Source organism: Streptosporangium sp. NPDC050148 (assembly GCF_055586505.1).
Window position 1 is genome coordinate 41135 of the sequence record NZ_JBVJIA010000032.1, and the last position, 21790, is coordinate 62924.

The window sequence follows — 21790 nt, forward strand, 5'->3', positions numbered from 1 at the left end:
GACAGTCCCGGCCGCGGGCGCGGGGCCGCGATCCGGCGCGGGAGCGGCGCCACGGTCCGGTACGGGACCGCCCGCCGCGTCGGTGATCGCCAGCCCCGTCTCGGCCAGCACCTCCCGGTCCCTGCGGTCCAGGCTCTCCGGCCCGATCAGGGCCAGCAGCTCGGGCCTGTTCCTGGCGGTACGGCGCAACGCCTCGTCCCGCCGCCACCGGGCCACCTTCCCGTGGTGGCCGGAGAGCAGGACCTCCGGCACCTCGTGACCCCGCCACTCGGGCGGCTTGGTGTAGACCGGGCCCTCGAGGAGGTTCTCCATCGCGCCGGGCGCGAACGAGTCGTCCACGGCCGAGCGGGCGTTGCCCAGCACCCCCGGCAGCAGCCGTCCGACGGCCTCGATCATCACCAGCACCGCGACCTCACCCCCGGCCAGGACGTAGTCGCCGATGCTGACCTCGTCCACCCGCAGACGGGTGCCGTACTCGGCCGTCACCCTGGAGTCGATGCCCTCGTAGCGGGCCGGGGTGAACAGCAGCCAGGGCTCGGCGGCGTACTCCATCGCCAGCCTCTGGGTGAAGGGCACCCCGCTGGGGGTGGGGACGATCATCCGCGGCCGGGTGCCGGGATCCTCGGCCAGGACGGCGTCGATGACCTCCCCCCACGGGCCGGGCTTCATGACCATGCCGGGGCCGCCGCCGTAGGGGGTGTCGTCCACGGTGCGGTGCACGTCGTGGGCGCGGTCGCGGAGCTGGTGCAGCCGGACGTCGAGGATGCCGCGCTCGCGGGCCTTGCCGATGAGGGAGACCTCGAGGGGGGCGAAGTACTCGGGGAAGATCGAGACGATGTCGACGCGCATGGTCAGACGATCTCGTCCGGATCGAGCAGCCCGGGCGGGCCGTCCACGACGAGGAGGCCCTTGTCCAGGTCGACCACGGGGACCAGGGCCTTGACGAACGGCACGTAGACCTCGGCGGGCTTCGCGCCCCCGGTGCCCTCGGTGCCCCCGGATCGCTGTACGACGAGCAGGTCCTGGCCGTGGTGGAGCACGTCGGAGACCTCGCCCACCGCCTCGCCCGCGGGCGTGACGACGGTCAGGCCGATGAGCTGGTGGTCGTGGAACTCGTCCGGGTCCTCGGGCGGCGGGATGTCCCCCGAGTCGATGACGAGCATGGTCCCGCGGAGCTCCTCGGCGCGGTCGCGGTCGGCCACCCCCTCGAACCTGACCAGCAGGACCCCCGAGTGCCAGCGGCGGGACTCGACGACCAGCGGTCCGGCCGAGGCGGGGTCCGTGGCCAGGGCGGTGCCCGGGGCGAAACGCCTGTCCGGCTCGTCGGTGCGCACCTCCACGGAAACGTCTCCGCGGAGTCCGTGCGGGCGGCCTATCCGCCCTACGACGAGCTGCACGCCCGCCTCCTCACTGCTGTGCCGGGAGAACCCGGAAGAACTGGGGAAAGCAGACGGGCCACCCACGCTGGGCGGGTGGCCCGTTCGCTCGATGGGACGCTTCTCGGCGCCTAGCGGGCCTCGTTCAGGTCGAGCAGGTCGACCCGGACGTACTTGCCGTCGCCGAGGGCGTTCACGACGGTGCGGAGCGCCTTGGCCGTACGGCCACCGCGGCCGATGACCTTACCCAGGTCCTCGGGATGGACCCGGACCTCGAGCACACGCCCGCTGCGGATGCGGCGAGCGTGAACCTGGACGTCGTCCGGAAACTCGACGATGCCCTTCACCAGGTGCTCGAGGGCCTCCTCAAGCACCTCAGGCCTCGCCTTCCGGCTTCTTCTCCTCGGCGGCCGCGGTCGGCTCGGCCGGGGTCTCGGCGGCGGCCTCGGCCTCAGGAGCGGCCTCAGGAGCGGCCTCCGTCTTGGGGGCCGCCTCGGCCTTCGGAGCCGCGTCGTCGGCCTTGGGAGCCGCCTTGCGGGTCGACTTCTTCGGCGTGGTGGCGGCCTCCAGGGAGAGCGCCTCCTTGGCGGCGGCCTCGTACACGGCGTGACGGTCGCTCTTGGGCTCGGCGACCAGCAGCGGAGCCGGGGCGGGCTCGCCCTTGAACTTCTGCCAGTCGCCGGTCAGCTTGAGGAGCTTGAGCACGGGCTCGGTCGGCTGGGCGCCGACACCCAGCCAGTAGGCCGCCCGGTCGGAGTCGACCTCGATGCGCGAGGGGTTCTCCTTCGGGTGGTACAGGCCGATCTCCTCGATCGCCCGGCCGTCACGCTTGGTGCGGCTGTCGGCGATGACGATGCGGTACTGCGGGTTGCGGATCATGCCGAGCCGCTTGAGCTTGATCTTGACTGCCACTGGTGTGGTCTCTCCTGCATTAGAGCGTGGGTGAGCGGCGTCTCATCGAGTGGGGCACGAGGAGAGGACCGTTCGAGGGACAGGCATGGCACGCGGGAGTGAGAGGGCAACCACGTGTCACGATGTTCCAACATGTCATTGTGCCAGACCCCCGGGGGTGCCCGGTCGATCCACGGCCATCCGATGGGCCGTGGAGAGGGCAAATCTCGGTAATCCGCGTGTGTCCGGGGTCGTGGGCGGGCCGGGCTGCTGCGCTAAATGGCCGCCGTGCCGACCACCCTCAGATCCCTGCTGCTGACCGCGACCGGATCCATCGCCGTGCTGGGCGCGGTGCTGGCCATCAGGACGGCCCCCGAGGGCCGGGCCGTCGTGGCCCCCCTGCCCGCACCGGCCTCCACCGCCCCGGTGCCCGCGGTCCCCGTCCCCGCGCCCGGCGTCCCGGCGAACGTCCCGGGACCGGTGGGCGCGCCGGGACCGGTGGGCGCGCCGGAAGGCGTCCCGGACGTTTTCCGGGAGCGGGCCCCGGCCGGTGCCGCGGAGATCCTCCTGCGGAGCGTCCTGGGAGACCTCCCGGCGCTCCGCCCCGCCGCTCCTGGCCTGTCCGCCGCCTCGGTCCCCGCAGGCGGCACAGGCGACGATGTCCCGGAGAACGATCCGGTACGGCTCCCGGCCCCCTCCCCGACCCCTCCGGTGGTCCCGGGGACGCCGGTGCTGCCGGACGGGCCGGTGGTGCCGGAAGGCACGGGGGACGACGCCTCCGTGCGGACGCCCGGGGCCACGGCCCCCGTACGGGTGACGCGGGTCATGCGGGCCGTGCCCGCCGGATAGCCCGCGCGCCCGGCCCACCGGGCCACGGCTCCGCGCACCCGTGGGAAAGACCGGGTGCCGGAAAGACCGGACAGGAAAGACCGGACGGGCAGGACCGGGCGGGAAGGCTAGGCGGGGCGTACCCCGGCCAGCTCCAGCACGGTCACCACGATGAAGCCCAGCATGATGACCACCCAGATCCACCGGGTACGCGAGTTGAAGCGGTCATCGCTCACCTGGGCTCCTCACTCCTGCGGGCCCCGCCCGTCCGGGGCCGCCGCTCACTTCTGGCCGGGGAACTTGAAGGTCGAGGGGTCGAAGCCCGGGGGCAGCTCCAGGCCCGGCGGGAGCTGCTGCCGCGAGCCCAGCTTGCCGAGCAGGCCGTTCCCGGCCGGGGGCGTCTCGGCGCCCTTGTCGGAGGCCGCCTTGCCGAGCGCCGCCTTGCGCGGGTCGCCGCTGACCCTGCGTCCCTTGGCCGCCTTCTTCTGGGCGGCCTTGCCGGCCTTGCGGCCGCCCGGCATGCCGGGGATGCCCATCCCGCCGGCCATCCGCTTCATCATCTTCTGCGCGTCGAAGAAGCGGGTCACCAGGCCGCTGACCTCGGTCACCGTCACCCCCGAGCCCTTGGCGATACGGGCCCGGCGGGAACCGTCGATCATCTTCGGGTTCTGCCGCTCGGCCGGGGTCATCGAGCGGATGATGGCGGCGATGCGGTCGAGGTCGCGGTCGTCGACCTGGTTGAGCTGCTCGCGCATCTGCCCCATGCCGGGCATCATGCCGAGCAGGTTCTTGATGGGGCCCATCTTCTGGACCATCATCATCTGCTCGAGGAAGTCCTCCAGCGTGAAGCCCTCGCCCGAGGTGAGCTTGCTCGCCATCTTGGCGGTCTCGGCCTCGTCGAAGGTCTTCTGAGCCTGCTCGATCAGGGTGAGGATGTCACCCATGTCGAGGATCCGGGAGGCCATCCGGTCCGGGTGGAAGGCGTCGAAGTCCTCGAGCTTCTCACCGGTGGACGCGAACATGATCGGCTTGCCGGTGATGTGGCGGACCGAGAGCGCGGCGCCGCCCCGGGCGTCGCCGTCGAGCTTGGTCAGCACCACGCCGTCGAAGCCGACGCCCTCCATGAACGCCTGGGCCGTGGTGACGGCGTCCTGGCCGATCATGGCGTCCACCACGAAGAGGACCTCGTCGGGCGAGACCGCGTCGCGGATGTCGGCGGCCTGCCTCATCAGCTCCTGGTCGATGCCCAGGCGGCCGGCGGTGTCGATGATGACGATGTCGTGCTGCTGCCGCCTGGCGTGGTCGAGGGACCGGCGGGCCACCTCGACCGGGTCGCCGACGCCGTTGCCGGGCTCGGGCGCGTAGACCGCGACACCGGCCCGCTCGGCCACGACCGAGAGCTGCTGGACCGCGTTGGGCCGCTGGAGGTCCGCGGCGACCAGCAGCGGCGTGTGGTTCTGCTCGCGCAGCCAGCGGGCGAGCTTGCCGGCCAGGGTCGTCTTGCCCGCGCCCTGCAGGCCCGCGAGCATGACGACGGTCGGGGGGTTCTTGGCGTACCGGAGCCGCCGGGTCTCCCCGCCGAGGATCTCGATGAGCTCGTCGTTGACGATCTTGACGACCTGCTGCGCCGGGTTCAGCGCCTGGGAGACCTCGACACCGCGGGCCCGCTCCTTGACCTGGGCGACGAACGCCTTGACCACGGGCAGGGCGACGTCGGCCTCGAGCAGCGCGATACGGATCTCGCGGCAGGTCGCGTCGATGTCGGCCTCGGACAGCCGACCCTTGGATCGAAGGGAGGAGAAGACCGATGTCAGCCGGTCGGAAAGCGTCTCGAACACGTGATTGGCCAGCCTCTGCGCTACAGGTCTGCGACTCGACCTCCCAGCCTATCCGCTGGGAGGTACGACTGACGCCCTCCTGGGGTCAGCGGCCCCAGCCGGGGACGGCCATCCGCACGGTGAGCGCGTGCTCGACCAGCGTGATGAGCGTGGCCTTGACCGCGTCGCGGGAGCGCGCGTCGGTGCGGGAGATGGGGATGTGCGGGGCCAGGGTCAGCGCCTCGCGTACCTCGTCCTCACCGTGCAGATAGGTGCCGTCCCACCCGTTGACCGCCACGACGAAGGGGAGCTTGGCCTCCTCGAAGTAGTCGATCGCCGGGAAGCTGTCGGCCAGCCGCCGGGTGTCGACCAGCACGATCGCGCCGATCGCGCCGCGGACCAGGTCGTCCCACATGAACCAGAACCGGTGCTGGCCGGGCGTGCCGAACAGGTACAGGATCAGGTCGCGGTCCAGCGAGACGCGGCCGAAGTCCATCGCCACCGTGGTGGTGGTCTTGTTCGGCGTCAGCCCCAGGTCGTCGATCCCGGCGCTGGCGTCGGTCATGACCGCCTCGGTGGTCAGCGGCAGGATCTCCGAGACCGCTCCCACGAACGTGGTCTTGCCGACGCCGAACCCCCCCGCGACGACGATTTTCGTCGATGTCAGGCCGCCGCCGCGGCTAGAGCCTGCGAAGTCCACTGAGCACCCTTTCCAGCAGGTTGAGATCCGGCTTGCCCGCGTCCAGCTGCGGCTGGTGCAGCTGGACCAGACCCTCGGCGGCCATGTCGGCCACCAGGATCCGGGTCACGCCGAGCGGGATGCGGAGCATCGCGGAGATCTCAGCGACCGAACGCACTTGCCGGCACAGGGCGCTGATCGCCTGATACTCCGGGGTGCGGGTGGATAGATCGTGATGTACGGACGTCGCCGAGGAGACCAGGGCCTCCAGGGCGAGCTGGGTCCGGGGGGCGGTACGCCCCCCGGTCACCGCGTACGGACGGACCAGGGAGCTCTGCTCCGCCGGTGCCGGCTGCATGAGGTGTGACGGACCGCCCTGATGCCGGTGGGGGTCGTCCATTGATTGATAGGGGAACCCGCCGTGCGGGTCGCCCTCACCGGTCCAGCCGCGGCCTGCCACGGCAGCCTCCTAGCGTCGTCACCGTCACCGCGAATGGGAAGACTGCAGTTCCGCGCGCACGGCCGGGGTCAAGACCTGGCCGGCCCGCTCGACGAGCAGGGTCATCTGGTAGGCCACCAGGCCCATGTCGCAGTCGGCCGCGGCCAGCACGGCCAGACACGAGCCGTCGCTGATGGACATGATGAGGAGCAGCCCGCGCTGCATCTCCACCACGGTCTGGGTGACCGCACCGCCCTCGAACACCCGGGATGCGCCCTGGGTCAGGCTGATCAGACCGGCCGCGACCGCGGCGAGCTGGTCGGCCCTGTCCCTGGGGAACCCGTCGGAATACGCCAACGGCAGACCGTCCGCCGACACCACGACCGTGTGCGCCACACCCGGGACGTTGTTCACAAAGTCGGTGATCAGCCAATTGACCCCCCGGGCGGCCTGGCTCATTTCGCGCACGTGTCATCCTCCTTGGCGACCATGATGAGCTCGCTCACCGGTCCTCCTTGTTTCCTTCGACGTCCCGGGTGAAGTCGGGATACGGCCGCCCGTCCCCTGTGGCCCCGCCCCTGGCGGCCGCCCGGCCCTGCCGTACTCCCTGCTGGAAGCTGGCCAGCCTGTTGCGCACCGCCTCTGGGGAGACGGTCGGCCTCAGGACGGGAGCTTGGGGGGCCGCACCCAGGTCGGGTGTGACCGTACCGGGCACCAGGTTCGCCTTGGGCACCCGCTTGGGCAGCCCGGAGCCGGTGATCCCGCCGAGGGAGGGGTCGCTGGCGGCCTTGGCCGCCTGCCAGCCGGCGTCGGCGGGCGAGGACCATCCGCTCGGCTGCGCCGGGGCTGCGGGCTGCGGGAGCTGGACGGTCTCCTGGGCCGAGGGGGCCGGCGCGGCCTCGGGGGCCTGGGCCGGCGTGGCCTCGGGGTGGTGTTCCTGGACCGCGGCGACCGGCTCGACCTTCTTGAACCAGTCGGACTCGACGGCCGCGAAGATCGGCAGGAACTCCTCCTTGGCCTCCTCCATGGGCGAGGAGTCGGGCACCACCGGCAGCGGGCCGGTGTTGTCGGCCGCATCGAAGGCGCGGCGCCCGAACGGCCCGGGGTCGCCGGTGGAGGGCCACCCTCCGGAGTCGCCGCCGCGCAGGGAGGAGTTCGACCAGACGTCGGAGCCGCCGTCCCTGTTCTGCCCGCCGGGCCAGACCGGGGCGTCGCCGCGTACCGGCGCGCCGGGACCGGCCGACCATCCGCCGGAGTCGGCGCGGGGGGCGCCCTGTCCCTGTCCCTGTCCCTGACGCCAGGCCGAAGGGTCGGGCTGGGAGGTCTCGGGCCAGCCGGGGGCCGCAGGTCCGGTCCCGGGGGCCGGGGTCTGTCCCGGCCACGGGGTGTCGACGGGCGCCTGGCCGAACTGTCCCCCGCCGAACGGGGTCTGCGGGGCCTCGAAGGAGTTGAACTGCTGTCCCAGGTCGAGGGAGGCGAACGAGTTCTGGTGCGCGGCCTCGAACGAGGCGAAGGACGGCATCGGGGGGGCGGTGGGGCTGGCCATCACCGGTGCGCGGTCCATCGAACCCATGGAGCCCATGGAAGCGCCCCAGTCGCCGCTCTGCGTCATGCCCGCGGGGGCGCCCGGGCGGGCGGTGACGGCGAGCAGGTTCTCCGGGAGCAGGACCATGGCGGTCAGGCCGCCGCTGTCCTGCTGCCTGAGCTGGACGCGGATGCCGTGGCGCAGGGCCAGGCGGCCGACCACGAACAGTCCCATCCGGCGCGACACCGACACGTCCACCACCGGCGGGTTGGCCAGTCGCCAGTTCGCCTGGGCGAGTTCCTCGGCGGTCATGCCGATGCCGATGTCGGTCACCGAGACCATCACGCCGCCGCCGTCGATGCGGTTGCTGGAGACGATGACCTTGGTCTCCCGGGGGGAGAAGGAGATCGCGTTCTCCACGAGCTCCGCGATCAGGTGCACGACGTCGTTGACGGAGGTACCGGCCACGGACACGCCGGCGGACAGCTGCAGGTCGACCCGCTCGTAGTTCTCGACCTCCGACAGCGAGGCGCGGACCACGTCGATGAGCGGGACCGGCTGGCTCCACCGGCGCGCGGGTTCCTGGCCGGCGAGGACCAGGAGGTTCTCGGAGTTGCGGCGCATGCGGGTGGCCAGGTGGTCCAGGCGGAAGAGGCTGCCGAGCCGGCCCTCGTCCTGCTCGCCCTGCTCCAGGCTCTCGATGAGGGAGAGCTGGCGCTCGACCAGGGTCTGGCTGCGCCGGGAGAGGTTGACGAACATCGCGTTGACGTTGCTCCGCAGCGTGGCCTCCTGGCCCGCCAGCCGTACGGCCTCGCGGTGGACCTCGTCGAAGGCCCGCGCCACCTCACCGATCTCGTCCTCGGAGGAGACGCCGATCGGCGTGATGTCGGTGGCCGAGACCTCGCCGGTCTCGCGCATCGTCTGGACGGTCTCGGGCAGGCGCTGCCCGGCGATGGACAGCGCCTCGGTGCGCAGCGTGCGCAGCGGCCTGACCAGCGACCGCGCCATGATCGCGGTGACGATCAGGACGAGGACGATCAGCAGGCCGATCAGCCCGGCGGCGATCAGCGCGCCGCGCTGCTCGGCGCTCTGCAGCACCTGGCTCTGGCCGATGAGGGTGGTGGCGACCTGCTTCTCGACCGTGCGCATCCGGCTGACGATGTCGCTGGAGACGTCGAACCACTGCGCCTGGTCGCTGGCCCTGCCGGCGGAGACGTCGACGTTCTGCAGCGGGACGATGTTGTTCAGGCCCATGAAGATGGCGCGGGCGCGCATGGCGGCCGCGCGGTCCTTCTTCTGGCTGCTGACCGTGTCGTCGTAGAGCTGGCGCTGGGCGACGGAGGCCTCGGTGCGGAAGGCGGCGAGCTCTCCCTCGAGCCGGGCGCGGGCGGCCAGCATGGCGTTCAGGCCCTCGGAGCCGAACTGCCCCGCGGCCAGCGCGATGGCGAGCTCGGCCCGTTCCCTGGACGCCTGTTCCTTGGCGCGGGCCAGCGAGCCGAAGGCAGCCGCGTTACCGGCGAGGTCCTGGTCGGAGATGCCCTGGATGATCTCGTCGTGCAGGGCCAGCAGGTCCGCGATCGTGCGGGAGTACATGTCGATCACGGGCTTGGCGGGCATCGCGCTGTTCGGCCCGGTCGCGGTCTCGCGCATGCTCTTGAACTCGGCGATGCGCCGGCGGATCTGGGTGAGCTCGGTCCTGCCCCGGCTGCCGAGGGACTCCAGCACGCCGCTGTCGAGGTTGACGGCGTCGACGCGGGTGGAGACCTCTCCGACGACCTCGTCCACGACCTCGTACTGCTTGCGGACGTTCGCCCTGCCGGTGCTCTGGCGGCCCTGGGCCGCGTGCCGCGCCGACAGGTCGCGTTCGAGCTGCAGCTCGTCGACCAGGCGGCTGAGGTCGTCGGCGAGCTGGGCGACGGTGTGCACCCGCTCGTACTCGCCGGCGGTGGTGAGCGAGGTGGTGACCCTCAGGCCGCCCAGCACGATCGCGGCGGCGGTGGGGATGACGATGAGCGCGATCAGCCTGGATCGCACCCGCCAGTTCCTGAGCGCGAACCTGCCGCGTCTCCGTGCGGGCCTGTCGGAATCGCTTCCCTCGGGGTCCGGGTCGGGGCCGCCCCGGGGCCCTGTCCCCCGGTTGGCGGATCCCAGGGCAGGTGCCAGCCCGGATTCGCGTTCGCTGGGGGTTGACGCTGTCCTCACTGGCCTCCGCTGCCTCTCCTCGGATCGTCTGCTTGGAGGGGATCGCGTCACGCAGTGATGTGCAAGTGACGCCGACGCATCCATGGGGTAGGGGTTATTGGAGCACAGCCGGATGAGATCGGCCAACAGCACATATCGCGCATCTATCCATGAACGGGTACATAGCGCCCGCAACCGGGCAGCGCCACACCCCCCTATGACCACAAAATCCCACAAAGATGCAAAACAGCTTTCTTGACAACTTTCAACGCGCCCGCTAAGCCCTCCGCTGTTGTTGGTACGAGTGTGATGCGTGAGATGCATATGACCGCTTTGTGACTTAGGGACGATAGGGGCGAAAGGGGCGTTATTTATGATTTGACTGATCTACTCCGCTACTCTGATCCGCGGTCGGCATCCCCCCTCGACCGACATGCCTCCCGGGGCCTCCTTCATGTCGCCCGATGCGTTCCACGGCGAGTCCCGGACGGGGCGGTCAAACGCAGCTAAGGAGACCCATGAGGTTCAGACTTGCGAGCCGGGCCGTCATCGCGGGAGTCGCCGCGGCCCTGGCACTGAGCGCCTGCGGCGGTTCCGGCGAACCGGCCAAGACCGCCGCCGCGAACGCGAAGGGCCTGGAGAAGACCAGCATCAAGATCGGTGCGCTGCCCATCCCCGACTCGGCCTCGCTCTACATCGCCCAGAAGAGGGGCTTCTTCAAGGACGCTGGTCTGGACGTCACGATCGAGACCGTGGTCGGCGGGGCCCAGGCCCAGCAGGCCCTGCTCGGCGGCACCCTGGACGCCACCCAGACGAACTACGTGTCGACCTTCCTGGCCGTCTCCGCGGGCAACAAGCTGAAGATCATCGCGGACATGTACCAGGCGACCCCGAACTCCTTCAACATCATGGTGCCCAAGGGGTCCTCGATCACCTCGCCCGCCGGCCTCAAGGGCAAGAAGATCGCGGTCAACAGCAGGAAGAACATCGGCACCCTGGCGGTGACCTCGGTCCTCAAGACGCACGGGCTGAAGGAGAGCGACGTCTCCTTCGTGGAGTTCCCCTTCCCGGAGATGAGGACCCAGCTGGAGAACGGCACCGTCGACGCCGCCTGGATGACCGAGCCGCACCTGACCGCCGTGCAGAAGACCATCGGCGCCCAGAAGCTCGCCGACACGATGGTCGACTCCACCGCCGACTTCCCCATCGCCGGCGTGGTCGTCACCGAGAAGTTCGCCAACGACAACCCCAAGACCGTCGCCGCCTTCCAGGCCGCGATGGGCAAGGCCCAGCAGATCGCCGCCTCCGACCGCAAGGCGGTCGAGGAGGTCCTGCCGGACTACACCAAGATCGACGCCGCGACCGCGGCCGTGATCACGCTCGGGTCCTTCCCCACCAGCCTCGACGAGACCCGGCTGCAGCGGGTCGCCGACCTGATGGTCGAGCAGGGTTACCTGAAGGAGCCGATCCAGGCCAAGGTCATCCTCCCCGGAAACCCCGGGTGAGAACGTACCACCCGCTCGACAGCAAACTGCTCTGCGGCGCTCTCGGCGCCGCGGGGCTGTTCTGCGTCCTGGAGGCCGCCGGCCGGACCGGGCTCATCGACCCGGCCGCCTTCCCGCTGGCCTCCACCGTGCTGGGCCGGGCGGCGTCGCTCCTCACGGACGAGGCGTTCCTGTCCGACGTGGCCTCCACCCTCGGGGTGTGGGCCTCCGGCCTGCTGATCACCTTCGCGGTGGCCGTGCCCGCCGGGTTCCTGCTGGGCACCTCGTCCCAGGTGGAGAGGGCGTTGCGGCCCATCCTGGAGTTCCTCCGGCCGATCCCGTCGATCGCGCTGATCCCGCTGGCGCTCGCGGTGTTCTCCGAGAGATTCGACATGAAGGTCACCCTGGTCGTCTACGCGGCCACCTGGCCCGTCCTCATCAACACGATGTACGGCCTCAAGGACGTCGACCCGCTCGCCAAGGAGACGCTGCGCAGCTTCGGCTTCGGCAGGTCGGCCGTGCTGTGGCGGGTCTCGCTGCCGAGCACGGCACCGTTCATCGCCACCGGCGTCCGGCTGGCCTCGGCGATCGCGCTCATCGTGGCGATCAGCACGGAGCTGATCGGCGGCGGCAACGACGGCATCGGCAGCTATGTGCTGGAGAGCGCAGGCAGCGTGGACGCGGTGCAGTACGTCACCGCCGCGGCCATCTGGGCCGGGGTCATCGGGGTGCTCACCAACGGCCTGTTCGTGCTGGTGGAACGCCGGGTCTTCCGCTGGCACACCGCCCGTACGGAGGTGGTCTGATGAGCGGCGCGCTGCGCGCCGCCGCCCGGCTGTGGCCGGTGCCGGTGGCCCTGGTGCTGTGGGAGCTGGCCGCCCGCTCGGCCGAGGCGCTGACCTTCCCGCCTCCGTCGCAGATCGCCGCCAGCATGCACACCATGTGGCTGACCGGCCCCCCCGAGCGGCTGTGGCTCACCGACGCGGCGCTGACGAACATCCCGGTGAGCATCGGCCGGCTGCTGCTCGGATGGGTGCTGGCCGGGATCGCCGGGATCACCCTCGGGGTCGCGCTGGGCCGCTCCCCGCTGCTCTTCCGCTTCGTCGACCCCCTGATCCAGTTCGCCCGGGCCATCCCCCCGCCCATGCTGCTGGCGTTCTTCCTGGCGTTGTTCGCGATCGGCACCCGGATGCAGGTCAGCTTCATCGCGTTCGGCATCGTCTGGCCCGTCCTGATCAACGCCTCCGAGGGGGCCCGCCATGTCGACCGCCAGCACCTGGACACCGCCCGGGTCTTCGGGCTGTCCGGCCGCGAGCGCCTGTTCCGGGTCATCCTGCCCTCGGCCATGCCCAAGATCTTCGCCGGGCTGCGGGTCAGCCTGTCGCTGGCGCTGATCCTCATGGTGCTGTCGGAGCTGGTGGGCAGCGTCGACGGGATCGGCTTCCAGCTCCTGGACTCCCAGCGGTCGTACGACCTTCCGGGCGTGTGGGCGTCCATCGTGGTGCTCGGCGTCCTGGGATACGTCCTGAACTCGGCCTTCCTGGTGGCCGAGCGGCGTGTCCTGTCCTGGCACCGCTCCGCCAAGCAGACGACCTGAGGATCTGCCGTGCTTGAAATCACCAACCTGACCCACACCTACGGCAGCGGGCCGTCCGCCCACCACGCGCTGGGCGGCATCGACCTCAAGGTCGCCGAGGGCGAGCTGGTCTGCGTCGTCGGCCCGTCCGGGTGCGGCAAGTCCACCCTGCTGCGCTCCATCGCGGGGCTGCTCAAGCCCGGCGGCGGCCAGGTCGTCATCAACGGCACCCGCGTCGAGCGCACACCCGACAACCTGGCGGTGGTCTTCCAGGACTACAGCCGCTCGCTGTTCCCCTGGATGTCGGTGGCCGACAACGTCTCGCTCCCGCTGCGGCGCAGGGGGATGGACCGGCGGCAGCGCACCGGGACGGCGATGGAGGCACTGGCGCAGGTCGGCCTGGAGGGCGCCGCGGCCAAGTACCCCTGGCAGCTGTCGGGAGGCATGCAGCAACGGGTCTCCATCGCCCGCGCCCTGGCCTACCGTCCCGCCCTGCTGCTCATGGACGAGCCCTTCGGCTCGGTCGACGCCCAGACCCGCGAGGACCTCGAGGACCTCACCCTGCGGGTACGCGGCCTGCACAACATGACGATCCTGCTCATCACCCACGACATCGACGAGAGCGTCTACGTCGGCGACCGCGTCGTGGTCCTGTCCAAGGCCCCCGCCAGGATCGTCGGCGACCTGCGCGTGGACCTGCCCGGCCCCCGCGACCAGATCACCACCCGCCAGCACCCCGCCTTCGTCCACCTCCGCGCCGAGGTCGGCCGCCTGGTACGCGGCATCCCGGCCCCGCCCGCCCCCGCCCCCTGACCCCCGGCCCCGGACCCCGGATCGCGACACCCCGATCCCGGGACCGGCGCTGAGCACCCGCCGCAACCGGCGTGCCCCCCGCCCCGGGCACGCCGGCGTCCCGGCGTGGACGCCCGCCCCCTGGCGTGCCGGCCCCCTCACCCACCGGCACGCCGGAAAGAGAGGATCCTTCATGAGCAACCCACAGGCACCGGTCTGGGACGTGATCGGCGGCGTCTCCCGCTTCGCCGCCCTGGCGACGATGGCCGAGCTCGGCTGCGCCGACCACCTGCGCGACGGACCCCTGGACGTCGACGAGCTCGCGCGGCGCTGCGGCGCCGACGCGCCCGCCCTCGGCAGGGTGCTGCGCGAGCTGGCCTCCATGGGCATCGTCGCGACGGCACGGCCCGGCGTGTACGAGCTGACCGAGGCCGGAGCCACCCTGCGCGACGACGTACCGGGCTCGCTGCGCCCCGCGGTGCGGATGATCTCCGAGGAGGGCTTCTGGTACGGCATGGGCAAGGTCCCGCAGACCGCCCGCACCGGCAGGTCGGGGTTCGCCGAGCGGCACGGCCCGCTGTACGGCTACCTCAAGGCCAACCCCCGGGCCGGGGCCCTGTTCAACGACTACATGGTGGTCAGGGCCAGGCCCTTCGCGGACGCGGTGGCCGACCGCTACGACTTCTCCGGCGTGCGCACACTGGTGGACGTGGCCGGCGGCAAGGGACACATCCTGGCCTCCGTCCTGAACAGGTATTCAAATGTGTCGGGCATTCTTTTCGACCAGGAACAGGTGGTCGACGACGCCAGGCGATTCTTCGCCGACACCTCTGTTGAAGACCGGTGCAGATTCGTCTCCGGCGATTTCTTCGTCTCTGTGCCCGAGGGCGCTGACGCCTATCTGTTGAGCAGCGTCATCCACAACTGGTCCGACGAGGACTCGGTGCGGATCCTTCGCAACGTCCGCAGGGCCGTCTCCGACGACGGCCGGGTGCTGCTGGTGGAGGCCGTGGTGCCCGAGGACGACCGGCCGCACATCAGCAAGGACATCGACATGCGCATGCTCGCCCTGTTCGGGGAGGGCATGGAGCGCAGCGCCTCGGAGTACGCCGCGCTGCTGGAGGCCTCCGGCTTCCGGCTCAGCCGGCAGGTGGAGCTGACCCAGGGGGCGTCCATCGTGGAGGCCCTGCCGGTGTGACGACCGGTGTGACGGCCGATGTGACGGCCGGTGTGACGACCGGGCCGGTGACGCGCTCCTCGCGCTCACCGGCCGCCCCCTGCCCGGCACTGCGCCGGACGCTCCACGAGGGACGCGCGTTGAGGGCGCTCACGTCCACGTCGGTGATCCTCTGCTGGGCGGCTGCCATGTCCGCCAGCTCCCGGGGGGTGAGCACGTCGGCGATGTCGTCGAACCCGCCGGGCGCCCGCTCGGCGACCAGCGCGATGGTCCGCTCCATGGGCAGCTCCCGGTGGGCGAGCACCAGCCCGGTGGTGGCGGTCCTGCGCTCCTTCTCGTACGCGGCCAGTCCCGCGGCCGGATCGGCCGCCCCGGCCAGCTCCCTGGCCAGGACCCGGGCGTCCAGCACGGCCTGCGAGCCGCCGTTGGCGCCCACCGGGTACATCGGGTGCGCGGCGTCCCCCAGCAGGGTGACCCGGCCCGTCCCCCACTCCGGGAGCGGGTCCTTGTCCACCATGGGGTACTCCAGGATGCGTTCCGAGGCGGAGACGAGCGCGGGCACGTCCAGGTAGGGCAGCCTCCAGCCGTCGAAGTGCGGGAGCACGTCCCGCAGGCGGCCGGGCCTGGACCAGTCGGCGGCCGGGACGGGGCCGGGCCCGGCGGTGACCACCTCGGCCACCCAGTTGATCAGCGCTCGTCCCCGGGGCCGCGCCGAGACGGGATAGGCCACGAACTTGGCCGACAGGTTGGAGCCCGCGACGACCATCGTGGTGCCGTCGAGAAAGGGCTCCGCCTCGGCCGTTCCCCGCCACATCCGGATCCCGTTCCACAGCAGCGGCCCGTCGCCGGGGTGCAGCCGGGCACGCACGGCCGAGTGGATGCCGTCGGCGCCCACGAGGACGTCGGCCCTCTCCGTCAGGCGCTCGCCGGTCCGCACGTCGCGCAGCCACGCCGTGACACCGCCGACCCCGGCCTCACTTCGCCCGGAGTCCCGCCCGGAGCCCTGCTCGAAGCCCTGCTCGAAGCCCCGGCCGGAGCCCTGGCCGGGGTTCCGCTCCGCGGCCCGCCCGGGGTCCTGCTCGAAGTCCTCCAGCCGCAGCCCGGTCCTGACGGCGCCGGCGCCGAGCCGCTCACGCACCGCGGACAGGAGCAGCATCTGCAGCTCACCGCGGTGAACGGAGTACTGGGGCCAGTCGTACCCGGCTGCCCTTCCGCGCGGCATCGACAGGATCGTCCCGCCGAACCTGTCCGTGAACCTCATGGAGCTCGTCGGGACGCCGAGCCGCGCGAGCTCGTCCCCCAGGCCGAGCTCGGTCAGCTCCCGGACGGCGTGGGGTTGCAGATTGATGCCCACCCCGAGCGGGCGCAGCTCCGCGGCCGACTCGGCGACCGCGCAGCCGATACCGGCGGCGTGAAGGCTCAGGGCGGCGGTGAGCCCCCCGACGCCCCCTCCGATGATCAGTACTCGCATTGCGTCCTCGATGTCCGTCGGGGGGTTCACGTCGCGCTCCGCGCGTTCAGATGCCACCTGAGCAGCCGCCTCTCCACCGCCACGAAGACGGCGTTGAGCAGGTATCCCAGGACGCCCAGGATCACGATCCCCGCCCACATCTCGGGCAGTTCGAAGCTGCGCTGGGCGCCGATGAGAAGCGAGCCGATGCCCACGGTGCTCCCGATGAGCTCGGACAGGACCATCAGGATCAGGGCGAGGCCCAGGCTGATCCGGAGCCCGGCCACGATCTTGGGGGCCGCGCCGGGGACGACGATCCACAGCAGCCTCCGGACCCCCCGCACCCCGAAGACCTCGGCGCTGTCCAGATGGAGCGGCTCCACCGTACGGACGCCGTCGATGGTGTTGAGCAGCACCGGCCAGACGACCCCGGAGACGATGGTCGCCACCTGCATCGGCGTCCCGAGCTGGAACGCCACGATGTAGAAGGAGATCAGGGTGGGCGGCGGAACCGCCCGGCCGAAGTGGATCATGGGCTCCACGTAGTCGGCCAGCGTGCGCGACAGGCCCAGCGCGATGCCGGCGGCGACCCCCGCGAGACCGGCGAGCGCCCAGCCTCCGAAGAGGTTGAACAGGCTGTGCCCGAAGTCGTCCAGCGCGTCCTGGGTGAGGAACAGCCGGCTCGCCGGACCGGAGAACCACAGCTCGTACATCGTGGCGACGATCCGCGACGGCGGCGGGAAGTAGCTCTCCCGGGCGAGCCGGGTGGCCGCCTCCCAGAGCGCGGCCAGCACGGCCGCGAGCCAGAGCCGGGACACCGCCCCGGTGACGACGTCGCGCACCGCCGCACCGGCCCGGCTCATCGTGCCGCCCCTTCGAGGCGCGCGAAGTGCCAGCGGAAGACGCCGCGCTCCAGGCGGACCAGCAGCGCGTTGACGACGAGACCGAGCGCTCCCGCCCAGACCGCACCGGCCAGTATCACGTCGGTGTTGCCCCCGGAGCTGCCCGCGGCGATCAGGAAGACGCCCAGGCCGCTCGCGCCACCGCTCAGCAGTTCGGCGCTCACGACCACGACCAGCCCGATGCCCGCGGAGACGCGCACCCCGGTCGCCACGAACGGCGCCGCGCTGGGCAGCGAGACCCGCCAGAGCACGGCCAGGGGACCGAAACCGAAACTGCGCAGCGCGTCCTTCGCCACGGGATCCACGTCCCGGAGCGCGTAGAGCGTGTTGAGCAGGACGGGCCAGGAGGCCGCGTAGAGGATCAGGGAGACCTTCATCTCGGTCTCCGCCCCGAACAGCAGGATCGCCAGCGGGATCAGCGCCACCGAGGGGATCGGGCGGAGGAACTCCACCACGACCCGGCTCGGCGCGCTGAGCCAGGGAACCGATCCGAGCACCACGCCGGCGACGACCGCCACGACGACGGCCAGGGCCAGCCCGGTCAGCCAGGCCAGGACCGTGTCCGCCACACCGGCGAGGAACACCGGGTCCCCCGCCAGCGTGACGGACCGCAGCAGCACGGCGGAGACCGGCGGGACGACCTCCGGGTCGGCGACCCCCAGCCGGACGACCGCCTCGGCCAGGCCCGTCGCCGCCAAGGCCCCGATCACCCCCCGGACGACGCGGGTCCTGTTCATGTGCCGGTGGCGATGAGGTCCCGCACGTCGAGCGTCTCGCCGAGGAGGCCGGACTCGCGCATGGTGTCGGCGACCCGCTGGAGGTCGGTGGCCTTCAGCGTGGCGGGGAAGCCTCCGATGGCGAGGCCTGCCGCCGCGTCCGCGGTGATGGTGGTGTACTTCGGGATGATCGCGACCACGTTCGCCCGGTCGGCCGCGAGCGCCTTGGCCTCCGCCATCGCCTGCTGGAACGCCGCCACGGTTCTCGGGTTCGCCGCGGCGAACTCCGAGGTCACCGCGTAGCCGGCGATCGGGAAGTCCGCGGTCGGGCCCTGGGAGAGGTCCCACAGGAGCCGGGCGCCGGTGGACCGGCCGATGAAGGTGCCGAACGGCTCCACGACCACGATCGCGTCGGCCGTGCCGGCCTTCAGCACGCCCTCCATCTCCGGGAAGGGGAACTCCACGAAGCTCTCGTCCTCGTCCAGCTCGACGCCGTGCGCCTTGGCGGCCACGCGGGCCAGCATCGTGCCGATGTTGCGCTTGGTGTTGATCGCGAGGGTCCTGCCCTTGAGGTCGGCCATGGTCCGGATCGGGCTGTCCTTGGCGACCATGATCGTGTGCGTCCCGGGAGCGCTCCGGAAGCCGTCGGAGACGATCTTGAGGTCGACGACGCCCTTGGCGTGGGCGCTGAAGAAGGAGACGTAGTTGCCGAAGCTGATGTCCAGGCTGCCGCCCTTGAGCTTCGGGACGGCCTCCGCGCCACCCGCCAGGGTGCTCAGCGTGACGTCGAGACCCTGCTTCCTGAACAGCCCCCTGTCCAGCGCGATCTGCAGCGGGGCCGTGTCGACGACCGGCATCGTGCCGACGTTGATCCTGGTCTTCTCGGGGCCGGAGGCGCCCGCGGCCCCGGCGGGCTCCCTGGCGCCGCCGCATCCGGTGACCGCGACGAGTACCAGCGCCGAAATACCGGCAATGAACGCACGTGATCTCATGGATCCCCCCGGGACGCACGGCGTGAGGGAGCCGTGCTCCACCCGAGAATGGCAGAATTCCATGCACGTGCATAGCTATTTTACTGCCATCGTCAACGCCGAATGTCCGATCAAGAACACCGTCCGCGACAGGTTACGGGAGAGACAACCGGGCATGGGCACCACAGGATGCCATGGGTCCCACAGGACTTCCCGCGTCCCCTCGGGAGAAAGCACGGCCCTTGGGCGAAAGCACGGCCCCTCGGGCGAAAGCGCGATCCCTTCGGCGAAGCGCGGCCCGGAAAGGGCGCCTTTCAGGCGCGATTCGTCCGGGCGCGGTGACACCGATCGCGCGAACGGCGCCGGGACAGAACATTCGCCGCCACGTACGGATATGAACCGGGCACGGGGACGGCGTTTATTGTCAGGTGCCCTATCCCGATATAAGTGACGCGTTTATCGGCCGTCCTCCGCCGCGCCGGACACGGCTCGCGTCCGGCGCGCGGCCGGCCTGCTCGCCGCCTCACGACCGTCTCGCCCGTGGGAACGACCGGGACCCCGTCCCGGGAAGGACGGGGCCCCGCGCCGGGGTGTCAGACCCGGAGTGTGAGGACGTGCTCGACCAGGGCGATCAGGGTCGACTTCACCGCGTCACGGGATCGGGCGTCGGTCCGCACGATGGGGATGTGCGGGGAGATCGTCAGGGCCTCCCGCACCTCCTCCTCGCCGTGGATGTGCGATCCGCCGAACCCGTTGAGGGCCACGACGAACGGCAGGCCTGCCTCCTCGAAGTAGTCGATCGCCGGGAAGCTGTCGGCCAGCCGCCGGGTGTCGACCAGCACGATCGCGCCGATCGCGCCCTTGACGAGGTCGTCCCACATGAACCAGAACCGGTGCTGACCCGGCGTACCGAACAGGTACAGGATCAGGTCGCGGTCCAGCGAGACCCGGCCGAAGTCCATGGCCACCGTGGTGGTCCGCTTCGACGGTATGTGCGAGAGGTCGTCGACGTCCGCACTGGCCTCTGTCATCACCGCTTCCGTGGTCAACGGCATGATCTCGGAGACCGCACCGACAAAGGTCGTCTTGCCGACACCGAAACCGCCGGCGACGACGATCTTCGTCGACGTCATTCCGGCGTCAGAGCCTGCGAAGCCCACTGAGCACCCTTTCAAGCAGATTGAGATCCGGCTTACCCGCATCCAGTGACGGCTGGTGAATCTGCACCAGGCCCTCGGCCGCCATGTCCGCGATCAGCACCCGGGTCACGCCGAGCGGCATGCGCAACAGGGCGGAGAGCTCGGCGACCGAGCGCACCTGCCGGGACAGCGAGATGATCGCCTGATATTCCGTGGAGAGCGTGGAGAGTGTGGCGGGATCCACGCTCGCGAACGTCGCCGAGGAGACCAGAGCCTCGAGAGCGAGCTGCATCCGGGGGGCGGTCCTGCCCCCGGTCACAGCGTACGGGCGAATCAGTCGATCTCGCCCGCTCTTGGCCTGAGGCGTGCTCAGGGGGTCGTCCCCCGGCCCACGCCAACCTGGTGCGTCCATATCACCCCCCTATCGCTGTACCGACTGCAGCTCGGCACGGAGAGCAGGCGTGAGCGCCTGACCGGCACGTTCTGCGAGCAGGGTCATCTGGTAGGCCACGAGGCCCATGTCGCAGTCCGGCGAGGCCAGGACGGCCAGCGCGGAACCGTCGCTGATCGACATCGTCAGCAGGAGACCCCGCTGCATCTCGATCACCGTCTGTGCCACGGGCCCGCCCTCGAACACGCGGGAGGCACCCTGGGTGAGGCTGATCAGTCCGGCCGTGATCGCGGCGAGCTGGTCGGCGCGGTCCCGGGGGAAGCCCTGGGAGTAGGCCAGCGGAAGCCCGTCCGCGGAGACGATCACCGCGTGCGCCACCCCCGGCATCTCCTTGACGAACTCGGTGATCAGCCAGTTGAAGCCGCGGGCGGCCTGGCTGAGTTGGTTGTTCACTGCTGGTTCTCTCCCTCGACGGCGTTGGCGCGCTCACTCATCTCGGCGCGTCCCTGCCGTACGCCTTGCTGGAAACTGGACAGACGGCTGCGCACGCGCTCGGCCGATATCGGCGGCATCGGCGCGGCGGGCGCCGGCGCGGCCGTCGAGGCGGACCCGGGGACGAGGTTGGCCTTGGGCACCCGCTTGGGCAGGCCCGCCCCGGTCACCCCGCCCTCCACGGGCTTCTTGGCGACCTCGGCGGCCGCCCACCCCTGGTCGGAGGGGCTGCTCCACGGCTGCCTGCCGGTGGGCGCGGCACCGAGCGGATCGGCCTGCCGCGGGGCCTGCTGGGAGGCGACCTGCTGCGGGGCCTGCGACGGCTGCTGGACCTGCCGGGGCTGGCGCTGCGGAAGCGGCCGGCCCTGCTCGGGCTGCGGGGAGGAGTGCGAGATCTGCGGGATGTTCTGGGTCTCCAGTCCCTGCGGGCCCCGCCTGACCCGCTGCTCCAGCGGCCGCGGCCTGCTCTCGGCGGCGGACCTGGCCGCGGGCTGTGCGGCGTGTTCGGTGTCGGACCGGTCCGGCTCGCCCTCGCCGTCGTGGTTCTGCTCCGCCTCGGGGGCGGCCTGCTGGGCGGTACGGAACCAGTCGGACCCCACCGCCGCGAAGATCGGCAGGAACTCCTCGGGCTCGGGCTCGGTCGGGGAGTAGTCCACCGCGGGCAGGGCCTGGGTGCTGTCCATCGGTTCGGGCCGCCGGCCCGCCCACGGGTCGGCCGAGGACGGCTCCGGCCAGGCCGAGGGGAACGACGGCGCCGGGGTCGGCGCCAGCGGCGACGACCACAGGTCCTCCACCGCGGAGGCCGACACCACCGGCTCCGACCACAGGTCCGCCGACGTCTGGCCCGGGGCGGGCGCCGGTGCGGGCTGCCCGGGCCCGCCCTGGGGGGGGGGGGGGGGGGGGGGGAGGAGGGGGAGGGGGGGGGGGGGGGGGGGGGGGGGGGGGGGGGGGGGGGGGGGGGGGT

21 protein-coding genes and 2 pseudogenes (1 of these 23 only partly in view) are annotated in these 21790 nt (G+C 71.4%); 6 read left to right on the forward strand and 17 right to left on the reverse strand.

The window, feature by feature from the left end; all coding sequences use genetic code 11:
• Window positions 1-54: 54 nt before the first annotated feature.
• The 4 genes and pseudogenes from trmD to rpsP all read right to left on the reverse strand — a co-directional run.
• Window positions 55-849, reverse strand: a pseudogene (gene trmD, locus ACZ6RT_RS29330) (tRNA (guanosine(37)-N1)-methyltransferase TrmD); the annotation flags it as partial.
• 2 nt (window positions 850-851) lie between these two features.
• Window positions 852-1397 carry a ribosome maturation factor RimM gene (gene rimM / locus ACZ6RT_RS29335; RefSeq protein WP_399187252.1) on the reverse strand — a complete coding sequence of 182 codons (546 nt, stop codon included), beginning with the start codon at window positions 1395-1397 and terminating at the stop codon, window positions 852-854.
• A 110-nt stretch (window positions 1398-1507) separates the two neighbouring features.
• Complete coding sequence (locus ACZ6RT_RS29340; RefSeq protein WP_344888290.1) at window positions 1508-1750, reverse strand: RNA-binding protein; 243 nt, start codon at window positions 1748-1750, stop codon at window positions 1508-1510.
• A gap of 1 nt (window position 1751) precedes the next feature.
• Window positions 1752-2288 (reverse strand): 30S ribosomal protein S16, encoded by a 537-nt coding sequence (gene rpsP / locus ACZ6RT_RS29345; RefSeq protein WP_399187254.1) that lies wholly within the window; start codon window positions 2286-2288, stop codon window positions 1752-1754.
• 267 nt (window positions 2289-2555) lie between these two features.
• Here rpsP and ACZ6RT_RS29350 point away from each other — a divergent pair, with 267 nt between their 5' ends.
• Window positions 2556-3116 carry a hypothetical protein gene (locus ACZ6RT_RS29350; RefSeq protein ID WP_470157224.1) on the forward strand — a complete coding sequence of 187 codons (561 nt, stop codon included), beginning with the start codon at window positions 2556-2558 and terminating at the stop codon, window positions 3114-3116.
• Window positions 3117-3376: 260 nt separating this feature from the next.
• Here ACZ6RT_RS29350 and ffh read toward each other — a convergent pair whose 3' ends face one another.
• The 5 genes from ffh to ACZ6RT_RS29375 all read right to left on the reverse strand — a co-directional run bounded on the left by ffh (window position 3377) and on the right by ACZ6RT_RS29375 (window position 9589).
• Complete coding sequence (gene ffh, locus ACZ6RT_RS29355) at window positions 3377-4933, reverse strand: signal recognition particle protein (protein WP_470157225.1); 1557 nt, start codon at window positions 4931-4933, stop codon at window positions 3377-3379.
• Between the two features lie 85 nt (window positions 4934-5018).
• Window positions 5019-5612 (reverse strand): GTP-binding protein, encoded by a 594-nt coding sequence (locus tag ACZ6RT_RS29360; RefSeq protein ID WP_399187259.1) that lies wholly within the window; start codon window positions 5610-5612, stop codon window positions 5019-5021.
• Window positions 5593-6051, reverse strand: a complete 459-nt coding sequence (locus tag ACZ6RT_RS29365) for a DUF742 domain-containing protein (protein WP_399187261.1) — start codon at window positions 6049-6051, stop codon at window positions 5593-5595. Before ACZ6RT_RS29365 ends, ACZ6RT_RS29360 begins: the two co-directional genes overlap by 20 nt.
• Before the next feature lie 24 nt (window positions 6052-6075).
• On the reverse strand, window positions 6076-6489 hold the full coding sequence (locus tag ACZ6RT_RS29370) for a roadblock/LC7 domain-containing protein (protein WP_211263895.1): 414 nt from the start codon (window positions 6487-6489) through the stop codon (window positions 6076-6078).
• 43 nt (window positions 6490-6532) lie between these two features.
• Window positions 6533-9589, reverse strand: coding sequence for a sensor histidine kinase (locus tag ACZ6RT_RS29375; protein ID WP_470157226.1), 3057 nt, complete (start codon window positions 9587-9589; stop codon window positions 6533-6535).
• Window positions 9590-10254: 665 nt separating this feature from the next.
• On the opposite strand from ACZ6RT_RS29375, the gene ACZ6RT_RS29380 reads away from it, so the two are divergent.
• The 5 genes from ACZ6RT_RS29380 (at window position 10255) to ACZ6RT_RS29400 (ending at window position 14786) form a co-directional block, all read left to right on the forward strand.
• Entirely contained in the window at window positions 10255-11241 is a 987-nt protein-coding gene (locus ACZ6RT_RS29380) for an ABC transporter substrate-binding protein (RefSeq protein WP_399187265.1), read from the forward strand.
• Window positions 11238-12026 carry an ABC transporter permease gene (locus tag ACZ6RT_RS29385; RefSeq protein WP_399187267.1) on the forward strand — a complete coding sequence of 263 codons (789 nt, stop codon included), beginning with the start codon at window positions 11238-11240 and terminating at the stop codon, window positions 12024-12026. The genes ACZ6RT_RS29380 and ACZ6RT_RS29385 overlap by 4 nt, the downstream gene beginning before the upstream one ends.
• Window positions 12026-12817 carry an ABC transporter permease gene (locus ACZ6RT_RS29390; protein ID WP_399187269.1) on the forward strand — a complete coding sequence of 264 codons (792 nt, stop codon included), beginning with the start codon at window positions 12026-12028 and terminating at the stop codon, window positions 12815-12817. The genes ACZ6RT_RS29385 and ACZ6RT_RS29390 overlap by 1 nt, the downstream gene beginning before the upstream one ends.
• A 9-nt stretch (window positions 12818-12826) precedes the next feature.
• Window positions 12827-13609, forward strand: a complete 783-nt coding sequence (locus ACZ6RT_RS29395) for an ABC transporter ATP-binding protein (protein WP_470157227.1) — start codon at window positions 12827-12829, stop codon at window positions 13607-13609.
• A gap of 172 nt (window positions 13610-13781) precedes the next feature.
• A complete protein-coding gene (locus ACZ6RT_RS29400; RefSeq protein WP_470157228.1) occupies window positions 13782-14786 on the forward strand; it encodes a methyltransferase in 1005 nt (334 codons plus the stop codon).
• Here ACZ6RT_RS29400 and ACZ6RT_RS29405 read toward each other — a convergent pair.
• From ACZ6RT_RS29405 to ACZ6RT_RS29440, 8 genes and pseudogenes are all read right to left on the reverse strand, one after another.
• Window positions 14728-16236, reverse strand: a complete 1509-nt coding sequence (locus tag ACZ6RT_RS29405; protein ID WP_470157229.1) for a flavin-dependent oxidoreductase — start codon at window positions 16234-16236, stop codon at window positions 14728-14730. The genes ACZ6RT_RS29400 and ACZ6RT_RS29405 overlap by 59 nt on opposite strands.
• 26 nt (window positions 16237-16262) lie before the next feature.
• Complete coding sequence (locus ACZ6RT_RS29410) at window positions 16263-17078, reverse strand: ABC transporter permease (protein ID WP_399187277.1); 816 nt, start codon at window positions 17076-17078, stop codon at window positions 16263-16265.
• The gene (locus ACZ6RT_RS29415; RefSeq protein WP_399187279.1) at window positions 17075-17854 is read right to left on the reverse strand and encodes an ABC transporter permease; all 780 of its coding nucleotides are present in this window, start codon (window positions 17852-17854) and stop codon (window positions 17075-17077) included. Before ACZ6RT_RS29415 ends, ACZ6RT_RS29410 begins: the two co-directional genes overlap by 4 nt.
• Window positions 17851-18825, reverse strand: coding sequence for an ABC transporter substrate-binding protein (locus ACZ6RT_RS29420; protein WP_399187281.1), 975 nt, complete (start codon window positions 18823-18825; stop codon window positions 17851-17853). Before ACZ6RT_RS29420 ends, ACZ6RT_RS29415 begins: the two co-directional genes overlap by 4 nt.
• 572 nt (window positions 18826-19397) lie before the next feature.
• Window positions 19398-19937, reverse strand: a complete 540-nt coding sequence (locus ACZ6RT_RS29425; protein WP_399187283.1) for a GTP-binding protein — start codon at window positions 19935-19937, stop codon at window positions 19398-19400.
• Window positions 19938-19944: 7 nt separating this feature from the next.
• The gene (locus ACZ6RT_RS29430; protein ID WP_344888251.1) at window positions 19945-20355 is read right to left on the reverse strand and encodes a DUF742 domain-containing protein; all 411 of its coding nucleotides are present in this window, start codon (window positions 20353-20355) and stop codon (window positions 19945-19947) included.
• Window positions 20356-20364: 9 nt separating this feature from the next.
• Window positions 20365-20787 carry a roadblock/LC7 domain-containing protein gene (locus tag ACZ6RT_RS29435; RefSeq protein ID WP_307562194.1) on the reverse strand — a complete coding sequence of 141 codons (423 nt, stop codon included), beginning with the start codon at window positions 20785-20787 and terminating at the stop codon, window positions 20365-20367.
• A pseudogene (locus tag ACZ6RT_RS29440) lies at window positions 20784-21790 on the reverse strand (sensor histidine kinase); it runs 2458 nt beyond the window's last position. Before ACZ6RT_RS29440 ends, ACZ6RT_RS29435 begins: the two are co-directional and overlap by 4 nt.